Consider the following 12,771-nt stretch of genomic DNA (forward strand, 5'->3'; position numbering starts at 1 on the left):
CTGCTTCAGTGAGCGGCGTATTCTACCTGCTCTGCCTGCCCTGTCAACCCCTGAATTATCGCTAACTCATTGATTGTAAAACGCTTTATACAAAGCGCCCCCTCTGGGCAGACGCGCATTATAGGGGATAGGAAATTACCGTCAACTCATTTCTGGCAGTAATGTCAAATGAACGCCGAGCACATTACTCCTCGATGGCTGTTTTCTTGGTTTTGCGCCAGCGCCAGAGGGCTTGCAGCGGACCGGAAGCGGTGTAGGCAATGAAGATCAACCAAAGAATCCGCGATGGATCTGTGGAAATGACTGCGAAAACCAAGACCACCAGCAGAATCACAAAGAATGGCACCCGGCCTTTCAAGTCCAGATCCTTGAAGCTGTAATATCGAACATTACTAACCATCATCAGGCCGGCGAGCGCCGTCAGCAGTCCTACCAGAAAACTGATGTCTCCACCGTCGACACCAAAGTCACTTAATGCCCAGACCATGCCGGCAACCAAGCCAGCTGCTGACGGACTAGCCAGACCTGTAAAGAAGCGCTTGTCCTCATCACCAATATGCGTGTTGAATCGCGCCAATCGTAATGCTGCCCCAGCCAGATAGATAAATGAGAATACCCAACCCACCTTACCCAGGTCCGCCAGCGCCCAACTGAATACAACCAATGCCGGAGCAACACCAAATGCCACCATATCCGACAGAGAATCGAACTCCGCGCCGAAGGCGCTCTGAGTATTTGTTAGACGTGCGACACGCCCGTCTAGCCCGTCGAGCACCATCGCAACAAAAATAGCGATGGATGCATTGGCAAAGTTGCCGTCCATCGCACTGACGATGGCATAGAAACCGGAAAAAAGTGCTGCCGTAGTAAACAGATTGGGCAGCAAATAGATCCCGCGATGCCTGATTTTCTTACCATCAGGACCGGGCACCTCTTCTATGTGCTCATCGATTGGCAGAATCGAGTGGGCCGCATCCATACCATCCTTCGAATCTTGTTCATATTTTTCGGTCATGTGATTACCTTGCCGCATTAACAAAACACCAGTGTGGCAACTGAACTGAATGTTTACCAGTCCGTCGTCACCGCGCACAAAAAACGCGGCCTGAGCCGCGTTCTTTTGACTAATGCAATAGAGCTTAGTTCTTGGCTTTATCCACGATCTTGTTCGCGGAAATCCAAGGCATCATGCCACGCAGCTTTTCTCCAACGTGTTCGATCGGATGTGCAGCGTTAAGACGACGCGCCGCTGTCATCGACGGATAGTTATGCGCACCTTCGGCGATAAACATCTTGGCGTACTCACCGGACTGAATGCGCTTGAGCGCGTTACGCATGGCTTCACGGGACTCGGCATTGATAATCTCAGGGCCCGTTACGTACTCGCCGTACTCGGCATTATTAGAGATCGAATAGTTCATGTTGGCGATACCGCCTTCGTACATGAGATCAACGATCAACTTGAGCTCGTGAAGACACTCGAAATAAGCCATTTCCGGCTCGTAGCCCGCCTCTACCAATGTTTCAAAGCCTGCCTTGACCAGCTCGACAGCGCCACCGCATAGTACAGCTTGCTCGCCGAAGAGATCGGTCTCGGTTTCATCCTTGAACGTTGTCTCGATGATACCGGAACGACCGCCACCTACGCCGCAGGCATAGGACAAGGCAAGGTTCTTGGCATTGCCTGAGACGTCCTGAAATATGGCGACCAGATCAGGGATACCACCACCCTTGGTGAACTCAGTACGCACAGTGTGACCCGGCGCCTTGGGCGCAATCATGATCACGTCCAGATCCTTGCGTGGAACGACCTGGTTGTAATGAATAGCGAAACCGTGAGCAAACGCCAGGGTAGCGCCCTGCTTCATATTCGGCTCGATCTCATCGCGGTAAAGCTGTGATTGAAACTCGTCGGGAGTCAGAATCATGACTACGTCTGCGGCAGCAACGGCAGATGGCACATCACTGACTTTCAGACCATGAGCTTCGGCCTTAGCAACCGAAGACGAACCAGGTCGCAGACCAACCGTTACATCAACGCCAGAATCGTTAAGGTTACAAGCGTGGGCATGACCCTGTGAGCCATAACCAATAATGGCTACTTTTTTGCCCTGAATGATGCTCAGATCACAATCTTTATCGTAAAAAACGTGCATGAATTTCCCCTGTTTCTAGGCAAGCCCTGTTCAGGCCTGCTGTCTGATTAGATGCTCAAAACCTTTTCGCCACGGGCAATGCCCGAGACGCCGGTGCGTACCACTTCGATGACGGTGGTCGGTCCAATCGCCTCGATGAAGCTGTTCAGTTTATCGGAGGTGCCAGCCAACTGTACGGTGTACACGCTGCTGGACACATCGACTATCTGCCCTCGGAATATATCAGTTGTACGCTTGACTTCTGCGCGCTGTGCGCCGGTAGCCTTGATTTTCACCAGCATCAACTCGCGCTCGATATGCGCCCCTTCTGACAGATTCACCAGCTTGACCACCTCAATCAGCTTATTAAGATTCTTGGTGATCTGCTCAATAACTTCGTCCTGACCAACCGTGGTCAACGTAAGACGCGACAGTGTCGGGTCTTCTGTTGGCGCGACCGTCAGCGTCTCGATATTGTAGTTGCGCTGGGAGAAAAGACCCACAACCCGAGACAGTGCTCCAGGCTCGTTTTCCAACAACACGGATATAATATGTCTCATCATGTGCGCTCCGTCTTGCTCAGCCACATATCACGCATTGAGCCATCCTTGATGTGCATCGGATACACGTGCTCGGAATCATCGACCCGAATATCCATAAACACCAGCCGCTTGGTATTGGCAAAAGCCTCTTCCATAGCTGGCTTTAGATCTTCCGGCTTCTCGACTCGCATACCAACATGCCCATAGGACTCGGCGAGCTTGATGAAGTCAGGCAGCGATTCCATATAGGAATGTGCGTAACGACTACTGTACTGCATGTCCTGCCACTGACGGACCATGCCCAAGGCCTGATTGTTCAGTGTAATAATCTTGATCGGCAGATCATATTGCAGACAGGTCGACAACTCCTGAATATTCATCTGAATACTGCCTTCACCGGTTACGCAGGCTACCTGAGCGTCAGGGTAATGCAGTTTGATGCCCATTGCCGCCGGCAGGCCGAAGCCCATCGTGCCCAGACCACCAGAATTGATCCAGCGGTTAGGCTTGTCGAACGGATAATACTGAGCCGCAAACATCTGATGCTGACCCACATCCGACGTCACGTAAGCATCACCTTCGGTGACCTGATACAACGTCTCAATCACTGACTGTGGCTTGATGATGAAGCCATCGCCTTGATCATAGGTAAACAGGCCGCGACTACCGCGCCACTCGGCAATCTGTTTCCACCAGCCATCCATAGCATCCTTGGTCGGACGCAGATTTAATTCGCGACAGATAGCCAGCATTTCGGTCAGGACGTTATCCACCGGCCCGACAATAGGAATATCGGCTCGAATCGTCTTGGAAATCGAAGCGGGGTCGATATCGATGTGAATGATCTTGGCATTCGGACAAAACTTGGCCGCGCCATTGATCACACGGTCATCGAAACGCGCACCCACGCATAGAATGACATCACTGTGGTGCATGCTGACGTTGGCCGTATAACTCCCGTGCATGCCCAGCCAGCCAATGTACTGCGGATCGGTGGCCGGATAGCCACCCAGACCCATCAATGTATTGGTCACCGGCACGCCCAGCTCTCGGGCGAGCTCGGTCAACTGAGTCGAAGCGCCACCTAGAATAACGCCACCACCGGAATAGATAATCGGACGTTTGGCTTCTGCTATCAGCTCGAGTGCCTTGCGGATCTGACCAGAATGCCCGCGCACTGCAGGATTGTAGGAGCGCAGCTTGACCTTCTTCGGATAGCTATACTCGAACTTCTCTGCCGGATTGGTCATGTCCTTAGGAATATCCACCACCACAGGCCCAGGACGACCGGTCTGTGCAATGTAGAAAGCCTTCTTGATAACTTCTGGAATATCCCGCGGGTCTTTGATCATGAAGCTATGCTTCACGATAGGCCGCGAGATGCCGACCATGTCGGTTTCCTGAAAGGCATCAGTACCGACCATGTCACTGGCGACCTGCCCGGAAATAACCACCATCGGAATCGAATCCATATAGGCAGTGGCAATACCAGTAATGGTATTGGTCGCGCCGGGACCAGATGTCACCAGTACAACTCCAGCCTTGCCCGAAGCACGCGCATAACCATCGGCCATGTGCGCAGCCGCTTGTTCGTGGCGCACCAGAATATGCACCACGTCGTCCTGACGGAAGATCGCATCATAGATATGCAGCAGCGCACCGCCGGGATACCCGTAAATATATTTAACACCCTCGTCACGCAATGAGCGGACTACCATCTCAGCGCCGGATAAAAGCTCCACTTTAGAATCACCTCTAGCTTGTCACCCATCATTGATGGGCAACAGGGTACCTGTTTACTGCTCGGCAGAGCATTGACAACGGTAGTTGCCATGCCTCAGCTTGACTACGTGCAATGGAGACAAGCCCTGATGGTGCCGGGGCTGCCTCACCCAGCGCGAGGTAGCGCGTGCGGGTGCCAGGCCAGGATCTGGCGGATTTCGCCATCTGGTTTGAGCAACAAAACAGCCTGAAGCGGCAACCGTGTGGGCGCCAACATCAGCCTGCTCATGTGAACCACGAATTGTTTACACTCAGACGCCACAAGTCAAGCCAAGTTAAACGAAAGCATGACATCCGACACAGCCCGAGACGGGGGCTCTAGCCAAACTCTTGGCGTCGGTTATAGTGAGTGAAATAGCTCAATCATAAACAAGGATAAGACAGGACATGCACAAGACGCTGATCGTACTGATTTTTGGTCTGCTGAGCAGCGTCGCTGCTGCGGAAGAAATGTACCGCTGGGTGAATGACCAAGGAGTGCCGCAATTCGGTCAGCAGCCCCCGGAAGGCAGGGCATATCAGCGGATCAACGTGGCTTCGCCTCAACCACCCGGAGGTGCGCTGCGGGCCCCCGAACCCCTACCTTATAAGGAGGCGCCCGCCGAGCAAGACCAAAGCACGACCGACGAAGCATTGACTGCCAAGCGGCAAGAGCAATGCACAAAGATTCGCAGCAACCTGCAAACCATGGAACGCAACCCAAGACTGAGCAAAACAACCGAGAATGGGGAAAACGTCCGAATCGGAGAAGACGAGCGCCAAACGCTGATGGACCAGGCTCGCTCGGATCTGCAGGAGTTTTGCAAGGAATAGACTGCACGCCGACAGCGCGAAGACTTCAAACCAGTCCGAACGCTAGACGGTCAATACGACCAAGCACCTCTAGCAGCTCAGATTGTCGCTGGCTCAGATGCGCCAGCGACTGCTCGCCCATCGGCTGGAGATGACATCCGCCAGGCAGCGGTAACTGCTTGCTAGCCAAAAGCTGCATGCGAGGAATAAAGACCCACTGCAGCCATTGCTCGAACGCCAGGGTGTCCACACAAAACGGCTGAATGCTGGACAATTGCGAGTCACTCGGCGACTTCGCCAACCAAAGCTCCTCAGCGCGCAGCTTAAGTTCCAGATCACCCAAAGCTGTCAGCATCTCTTTCCAGGCGGCTGCCCTCAGAGTGATATCCGCGCCTTTTGGCGTGCCTCGTTTGCCCCAGCTGCGTTTCCCTGTTTTTCTCGCGCTTGTGCTATCAACTCCCAGAGTCCTGCTTGCAGCGAAGGACGGCCTGCGGCATAACTCAACCCTCGCTGAGCAACCTGTTCTGCCTGGGCAGTGTCGCCCTGGGCTAAACGCACTTGCGCCAGCCGATAGAATACCTGCGGCTCACGGGGAGCAATGCGCATGGCGCGCTCCAGACTTGAGGAAGCGCCACCCAGGTCACCGCGACCTTCCTGATCACGTGCGGTTGTTAGCAATGCTAATACCGGGCCATCCAGCTGCTCGTCCGCCTGCAGCGCTGAAGGACCTGCAGTGTTACCACGCGGGGATTGCGGCTGAGCGTTGACCGGAAATGACTGAATCGGCTGTGAACCGCCGGTTTGATCCGGGATCATGACAACAACACCACTGTCTCGAGGCCTCTCAGCTTGCTGCGCTGATTGGGCTGGCTGCATACCTCCCGAATAAGTAATGTCTTCGTTTGAAACCGGACGCCCTGAGTCAACAACCGGAATAGAACCGCCGGCACCCGCGCAACCGGCTAGTATCATCGCGGCAGCAACCAAGCCTAAAACTCTCATCTGCATTGTCATGTCCTCTCTGATCATTGCAACCAGCCACGAATGGTATCCATCACGCCTCTGGCCCCTTCTTTTAATCCTTCCTCACTCAGCATCGGGTTGCAACCCGGTCCAGGTAATGGCTGATAACCCGCACGAAACGGCATATGAATACTTCCATCACAACTCGGATCGCTGCCCATGCCGCTTTCGCTGTCCACCCATGCCATCACCACACCCTCGATAGGCGCGCTGCTCAATCCACGCGGATGAGCCTGTGACATAAATTCACTCCAGACCTGCAAAGCGCCGGAAGCCCCTGTCAGGCCAGTGCCCGTATTGTCATCCCGCCCAATCCAGCTCACAGCTAGAAGATCATCGGAAAAACCGGCAAACCAGCTATCGCGCAAGTCGTTCGTCGTCCCTGTTTTACCAGCCAAACGAATACGGGGGTCTACACGATTATACGCTGACCTTGCCGTTCCTTCGGTCATCACGCGGCTCATAGCCTGCTGGAGCAGAAAAATGCTCGCCGCATCGAAACGCTGCTGAACCTCGAACGGGTAACGACGTAACGGATCCCCTTCGGTGGTCAACACATTGCGGATCGCTCTCAAAGGGGTATTGAATCCACCGGTAGCCAGTGTCTGGTACATATCGGTGACCTGTATGGGCGTCATGGACCCCGACCCCAACAGCATTGACGGAAAGGCGGGCCAGTCGTGATTCACGCCCATCCGCTTGATCGTATCCAGCACCTTTGGCACACCTACATCAACACCCAGACGCACTGCCGCCTGGTTGTAAGACTGACTCAACGCGTAATGCAACGGAACCCAACCATGGCTCTCACGCCCATAGTTCTGCGGGGTCCAGCTCTTGCCGGGTTCCGCCTGCAAAGTAATGGGAGAATCATCAATCAGGGTAGTCAGCGCGTACTTTTCAGGTTGCTCCAAAGCAGTCAAATAAATGGCCGGCTTGACCAGAGAGCCTATCGGCCGGGACGCATCGAGAGCCCGATTGAAGCCCTGAAAACGTGGATCCGAGCCACCGACCAGTGCCAGAATCTCGCCACCCTGCGCACTGGTAACCACCATCGCCGATTCCAGCGGACTCTTCGCGTCAGCTCTCGTCAAACGTTTAAGCGTGGATTGCACTGCCTGCTCCGCCTTTTTCTGCAGCAAGGGGTCGAAACTGGTGAAGATGCGAAGCCCTTCGCTGGTCAGATCCTCGTCACGGTAATCCTCGCGGAGTTGCCGCTTCACCAGGTCCATAAATGCCGGGTAACTGGTATCAGCCATGCTGCCGCGCACTGACACGTCAAGCGGCATCGCCATTGCTTCGCTGGCCTGCTCGTCACTCACCATGCCCTGCTCTGACAGGGCCCCAATGACCAGATTGCGGCGAGCCTTGGCCCGCTCCGGGTGGCGTCGTGGATTATAGTAGGACGGCCCCTTGACCATGCCCACCAGCAATGCCACCTGATGCAAATTCAACTCATGCAGTGGCTGGGCAAAATAGTACTGACTCGCCAGCCCGAAACCGTGAACTGCACGGCGTCCATCCTGCCCAAGGAAGACCTCGTTGAGGTAGGCCTCCAGAATGTCTTCCTTCGAGTAGTGTGCTTCGAGGAGTACCGCCATAATCGCTTCCGTGCCCTTGCGGATCAGGTTGCGGTCACTGCTTAAATAGAAGTTCTTGACCAGCTGCTGGGTTAGCGTGCTGCCACCCTGAACCACACCGCCGGCACGGATGTTGGCAAATACAGCACGGCCGATGCCGCGCGGAGAGACACCAAAGTGCTGAAAGAAGTCACGGTCTTCCACCGCCACCAGCGCTTCCACCAGAAAGGGCGGCGTTTGCTCAAGACGAATTAAGATACGGTCTTCGTTATGCGACGGATAAATACCGCCTATCAACAGCGGCTCCAGACGCCCCATCACCAGGCCGCCTTTGCCATCAAGGCTTGCCACCTGGTCGCCTTGGAAACGCACCTTGAGTAACTGCGCCGGTTCGGTCCCTTCGAAAAACTGAAAGCCTCGGGTATAAACGTCGATACGGCTGCCATTGACGGAAATCTGTCCTGGCTGTCTCGCTGCATCTGTCGACCGGTAGCCCAGCGCACCCAGCTCAGTGAGAAAATCCTCTCGACTGAGATTCTGGCCGGCGAAAAGCTCCAGCGGCCTAGCAAATACTTTTGCCGGCACAGCCCAGCGCTTGCCGGTAAACTTTTCCTGCACGACCGCATCGAGATAAATCGTCAAGCCGGCAAGCAGCACCAGACCCACCAGTCCAAGCTTGAGCAGTAGGCCGGACCAGCCCTGCCAAAGTCCCTGCTTTTTCGTTCTAGCGCGTTTTTTAGCCATAACCCTCTGCACTTAAATAGCGGCGTCATCGACCTGCGCCGGTGATCGTACCTGTTTGCGGTTGGCCTCGACCCTGCCAACCCGCATAATGTTTGCTTTGCCTACCAAAGCAAGGATATACCGTGAGCCAGACACTGCTGAATGCCCTGCAGAATCCCGACCTATTCGATCATCCGATCAGCACTTTTACCCTGATGGAAACGCATATTTCCTGGGTCCTGCTCACCGGCGATTTCGTCTACAAGATCAAAAAACCAGTCAATTTCGGCTTTCTCGATTATTCTACAATCGATCGGCGCCAGCATTTTTGCCGGGAAGAAGTGCGCCTCAACAGACGCCTTGCGCCTGATCTGTACCTCGACGTCATCAGCGTGCATGGCAGCGAAACATCACCGAACCTGCTTGGTGACGGGCCCGTCATCGATTATATGGTCAAGACTCGGCAATTCCGCCAGCAGGATCTGCTCGGCAATATGCAGCGCGCCGGCAGACTAGAACCAGCACACATCGACAGCCTGGCGGCAAAGCTCTCTGGTTTTCACCAGCAGATAGACCGGGCCGCTCCGGGAAGCCCCTGGGGTGAACCGGACAGCCTGCATGCGCCGGTTGCAGAGAACTTTACCGACATTCGTGCTCTACTCAGCGACGCTGCCGATCTGCGTCAACTCGATCAACTTGAACAATGGGCGCATAGTACCTTCCAGCGATTGATTCCCCAACTGGCCCAGCGCAAGGCTGAGGGCTTTATACGCGAATGTCATGGCGACATCTATCTTGACAACGTCACACTGATAGACGGCGAAGTCACGCTGTTCGACGGCATCGAATTCAATGATGCCTTCCGCTGGATAGACGTGATGAGCGACGTTGCCTTCATGGCCATGGATTTGGAGGATCGCGGACTGAGTTCACTTGCCCAGCGATTCATCAATGGCTATCTCGAACACACCGGTGACTATGCCGGCCTTGCCCTGCTTGATTACTACAAAGCCTACCGAGCCATGGTCCGGGGCAAGGTTGCTTTATTGCGCCTGGGTCAGCCCGGCCTCAGCAACGAAGAACGTCAGGACGTATTGTCGCGCTACCACAGCTACGCCAATCTCGCCGAGCGCTATACCCATGTACCCCTGCGCTTTGGCATCCTCACCCAGGGCGTGTCCGGCTCGGGCAAGAGCACTATCGCTTTGCACCTGGTTGAGCAGCTTGGAGCAATCCGAGTGCGCTCGGACATCGAGCGCAAACGGCTATTTGGTCAAGAAGGGAGCGGCGAATTGAATGCCGGTTTGTACACCGCGGAACTCAGTAAAAAGACCTACTCTCGACTGGCATACCTGGCAGGACAAGTACTCGCCGCCGGATACCCCGTAGTGGTCGATGCCGCCCATCTTAAACATTCCCAACGCGAAACTCTGCGCCTGGCAATCGAGGACCAAGGCGCTCCTTGCCTGATCGTGCAATGCACGGCTGCACTGGAGACCTTGGCCGAGCGTATCAACAGCCGACAACTCGAAGGCACCGATCCATCCGATGCGGACATCAGCATTGCTCGCCATCAGCTCGAACAGATGGAGACTCTGACTGGGGATGAACAAGATTGCAGCATGGCAATCGACACCGGCGCGACCGATAGCCTAACCCTGCTGGTCAGCCGGCTTCGCGCTCGATTTTGACCGCTCTTGCGGCGCGGCTGTACCTATCAGCCGCGTCGCACTACACTGCATTCAGGGAACCAATAAAAAGAAGCCCAGATCATGCAAAGAAACCCCGTTATCGGCTGCGGCAAACACAGCCGCACCCGCGTCGCGCTCGACCGGGCCACGCATACCACGCGCTTATATCCGATGCGCCTCAAGCCTACTCTGGACGGGAGCCTGTCATGATTGATGATGAGCTTCTGGCAATGCGCAATCTCGGCAAGACATCTGCTCAATGGCTACACGCTACCGGCATACACAACCGGGACGAACTTCTTCGGCAGGGCCCTGTTGGGGCATACTGTGCTGTGCGCGAGCGCGGCTTTCGGGCATCCAAATCATTACTGTTTGCTATCGCAGGCGCCCTTGAGAATGTTCATTGGAACGAACTTGACCCTGAATATAAGGAAAAATTACTCCAGCAACTTGAGCAGCGCCAGACAAACCGACCATAAATCGGGCGGATAACTAGGCTCAGCCGAGCGGACAGGGAACTGAATAGTTGACGCCCATCACGCTCAAACAATTTTATGTTGGCGATAGTGGAGCGCGGTGCAGTATCTTAATAGCCACCGCCGTGACTTCCGGACTTATACAAATCTCGACTGCAGGGCTTGCCGGAAGCAGGATCAATACAAAAGGAATTAGCACATGTATCTCATAGGTGATCAGCCACCCTACGCGGAAAAACTCATCAATGCGTTGCAGGCAATTCCACAGCGATTACTCGACGGACTGGCTCCGTGTGGAGAAGCGATCTTCCTGGATGCAGTGGGCGACCTGTACGAGCATGTCAGCAATAATCGTATCTACCTGCTGCAGTCCGGTCTGCTGCATGCGGTGATCGAAGACAAGCCTATTTTTTATATTCAGGAAGGTGATCTGATTGGTCTACGTCAGGGACTCAGCACTGCGCCATGCACTTATCGCAGCGACGAACCGCTGATACTCCTGCCTTTCGACCGCGAGCTTCTATTCAAGCATATCCATGCGAGCGGCGAGCGTCAGGAGCAGTTTACCCAGTACATTCTTGGTCAAGCTGCACTGATGTCCGATGCCCTAGCCTTCAGTCGTCCGCCGGAAGTTCGCCCGGTAACCGGTTTTCAACACTTCCCGTCTGGGGCAGAACTGATTCGCCAAGGCGACGAGGCGGATCATGTTTTCATCATTACCGAAGGTCATGCCGAAGCGTTCGTCCAGGGTATAAAAGTGGGCGATGTGCAGAAGGACGAAATTTTTGGTGCCATGGCCTTATTTACCCGTGAGAAGCGCTCGGCGACGGTTATCGCTAGCGCAGCAACAACTGTAATGATGATCCCCAAGGAGCAATTTCTCGCGCTGATGCAGAGCAACCCGAGGATTGCCCACAGCCTGATCGAAAGTATGGCTCGGCGCATAGACTTGATGAACAAGGAATTGACACAGTACAAGCAAGCATCGAGGTAAATACGTACCTTGCTTTATATTCGAATGAGAATCTATGCTATTAGCAGGAAGCCGTTGTGATACGGCTTGTTGATAGCCGGTTGCTCCAAGCAGTTATCTCCTCGTCAGGCTAATCACTGATTAGGCAAGCTTATTTAGCGGGCCATTTTTTTGCGCCAGCCCAACCTATTCCCACTGTGCACAGTAATCAATCTCTGGCATGGCCGCAGTCAGCCAGACAAAATCAGCCTGACTTCTGTCTGGCAAAGCACCACCTGCCTCTATCAACATAACTACCAGCGGCGGTGCAACTCCCTCTACCGGCCAATGCAGCGGGATCCCTATATCCTTGCGCACATGGTAATTACCAGCCATCAATAGTGCATTTTTCGGGGCGTCGGCCAACTGTTTCGCCATTCGCTGATCCCTTTGCTGCTGAACTGCGAGCATCGCAGGGAACTGTGATTGCGGTAACTTGCCACAATGGGAGGTCGCAATGGCGTCATTGAGCACTTCACGTGCTTGTGCGCTGTAGATTCCAGCCAACTCATCCGGATTCTGATAGATCGCTTTCATTTCGTCCTGGGAAATATTGGCTGTCAACAAATGCTGAGATTCAACCAGACCCCAGCGCACCAACGGGCCGTATAGCGTCCAGTCCCAACCCTCACCCCACGCCAGCTCAGCAGGCAGTTGAGCCTCATCTGTCAACTTGCCCTGCAATCGATCGACTGCTGCCTGCTGCGAAGGATCGATCATCTCCATCAATAATGAAGCCTGCGGCCGAACCTCATGCAGCCGTTGCAAGAGCCACAATTGCAAACGATGATGGTCGGGATTATCGTGCTTTTCGCCGACCAGCACGTGAGGCGCTGAGACCAGACTCTCGACCAGCATGGCCGGCGTCAACCAGATACCGTTAGCCGTATCCAAAACCTGACCCACATGGGGATCGTCGAGGCCTTCTGGACTGATCCAGGCAGGCAGCTCCTGCGCATTGAGGGTAAAACTGAACGCACATAACAGGGCCGGCAAGAGACGACGCATGGTGATA

13 protein-coding genes are annotated in these 12,771 nt (G+C 54.5%); 5 read left to right on the plus strand and 8 right to left on the minus strand.

Going from position 1 to position 12,771, the window contains the following annotated elements:
- Positions 1-184: 184 nt before the first annotated feature.
- The 4 genes from pssA to ACJAXR_RS12520 all read right to left on the minus strand — a co-directional run bounded on the left by pssA (position 185) and on the right by ACJAXR_RS12520 (position 4,419).
- Positions 185-1,015 carry a CDP-diacylglycerol--serine O-phosphatidyltransferase gene (pssA, locus tag ACJAXR_RS12505; protein WP_415058610.1) on the minus strand — a complete coding sequence of 277 codons (831 nt, stop codon included), beginning with the start codon at positions 1,013-1,015 and terminating at the stop codon, positions 185-187.
- Between the two features lie 124 nt (positions 1,016-1,139).
- Positions 1,140-2,156 (minus strand): ketol-acid reductoisomerase, encoded by a 1,017-nt coding sequence (gene ilvC / locus ACJAXR_RS12510; protein ID WP_415058611.1) that lies wholly within the window; start codon positions 2,154-2,156, stop codon positions 1,140-1,142.
- 47 nt (positions 2,157-2,203) lie between these two features.
- A complete protein-coding gene (gene ilvN, locus ACJAXR_RS12515; protein WP_415058719.1) occupies positions 2,204-2,695 on the minus strand; it encodes an acetolactate synthase small subunit in 492 nt (163 codons plus the stop codon).
- Positions 2,695-4,419, minus strand: a complete 1,725-nt coding sequence (locus tag ACJAXR_RS12520) for an acetolactate synthase 3 large subunit (protein ID WP_415058612.1) — start codon at positions 4,417-4,419, stop codon at positions 2,695-2,697. The genes ilvN and ACJAXR_RS12520 overlap by 1 nt, the downstream gene beginning before the upstream one ends.
- Before the next feature lie 427 nt (positions 4,420-4,846).
- Here ACJAXR_RS12520 and ACJAXR_RS12525 point away from each other — a divergent pair, with 427 nt between their 5' ends.
- A complete protein-coding gene (locus ACJAXR_RS12525) occupies positions 4,847-5,272 on the plus strand; it encodes a DUF4124 domain-containing protein (RefSeq protein WP_415058613.1) in 426 nt (141 codons plus the stop codon).
- Positions 5,273-5,297: 25 nt separating this feature from the next.
- On the opposite strand, the gene ACJAXR_RS12530 is transcribed toward ACJAXR_RS12525, so the two are convergent.
- The 3 genes from ACJAXR_RS12530 to mrcB are packed head-to-tail and all read right to left on the minus strand — an operon-like array spanning position 5,298 to position 8,598.
- Positions 5,298-5,606 carry a YqcC family protein gene (locus ACJAXR_RS12530; protein ID WP_415058614.1) on the minus strand — a complete coding sequence of 103 codons (309 nt, stop codon included), beginning with the start codon at positions 5,604-5,606 and terminating at the stop codon, positions 5,298-5,300.
- 20 nt (positions 5,607-5,626) lie between these two features.
- The gene (locus ACJAXR_RS12535; RefSeq protein WP_415058615.1) at positions 5,627-6,259 is read right to left on the minus strand and encodes a tetratricopeptide repeat protein; all 633 of its coding nucleotides are present in this window, start codon (positions 6,257-6,259) and stop codon (positions 5,627-5,629) included.
- 17 nt (positions 6,260-6,276) lie between these two features.
- The gene (gene mrcB / locus ACJAXR_RS12540) at positions 6,277-8,598 is read right to left on the minus strand and encodes a penicillin-binding protein 1B (protein WP_415058616.1); all 2,322 of its coding nucleotides are present in this window, start codon (positions 8,596-8,598) and stop codon (positions 6,277-6,279) included.
- Between the two features lie 122 nt (positions 8,599-8,720).
- Between mrcB and ACJAXR_RS12545 the strand changes: the two genes are divergently transcribed.
- The 4 genes from ACJAXR_RS12545 to ACJAXR_RS12560 all read left to right on the plus strand — a co-directional run bounded on the left by ACJAXR_RS12545 (position 8,721) and on the right by ACJAXR_RS12560 (position 11,738).
- Entirely contained in the window at positions 8,721-10,268 is a 1,548-nt protein-coding gene (locus ACJAXR_RS12545; protein WP_415058617.1) for an AAA family ATPase, read from the plus strand.
- A gap of 81 nt (positions 10,269-10,349) precedes the next feature.
- On the plus strand, positions 10,350-10,478 hold the full coding sequence (locus ACJAXR_RS12550) for a hypothetical protein (RefSeq protein WP_415058618.1): 129 nt from the start codon (positions 10,350-10,352) through the stop codon (positions 10,476-10,478).
- A complete protein-coding gene (locus tag ACJAXR_RS12555; RefSeq protein WP_415058720.1) occupies positions 10,478-10,747 on the plus strand; it encodes a TfoX/Sxy family protein in 270 nt (89 codons plus the stop codon). Before ACJAXR_RS12550 ends, ACJAXR_RS12555 begins: the two co-directional genes overlap by 1 nt.
- A gap of 196 nt (positions 10,748-10,943) precedes the next feature.
- On the plus strand, positions 10,944-11,738 hold the full coding sequence (locus ACJAXR_RS12560) for a cyclic nucleotide-binding domain-containing protein (protein WP_415058619.1): 795 nt from the start codon (positions 10,944-10,946) through the stop codon (positions 11,736-11,738).
- Between the two features lie 165 nt (positions 11,739-11,903).
- Here the strand turns inward: ACJAXR_RS12560 and ACJAXR_RS12565 are convergent, their stop codons facing one another.
- Positions 11,904-12,764: a ChaN family lipoprotein gene (locus ACJAXR_RS12565; protein ID WP_415058620.1), complete on the minus strand. Its 861-nt coding sequence runs from the start codon at positions 12,762-12,764 to the stop codon at positions 11,904-11,906.
- Between the last annotated feature and the right edge of the window lie 7 nt (positions 12,765-12,771).

The organism is Halopseudomonas sp. (assembly GCF_047631575.1).
Taxonomy (GTDB): Bacteria; Pseudomonadota; Gammaproteobacteria; order Pseudomonadales; family Pseudomonadaceae; genus Halopseudomonas.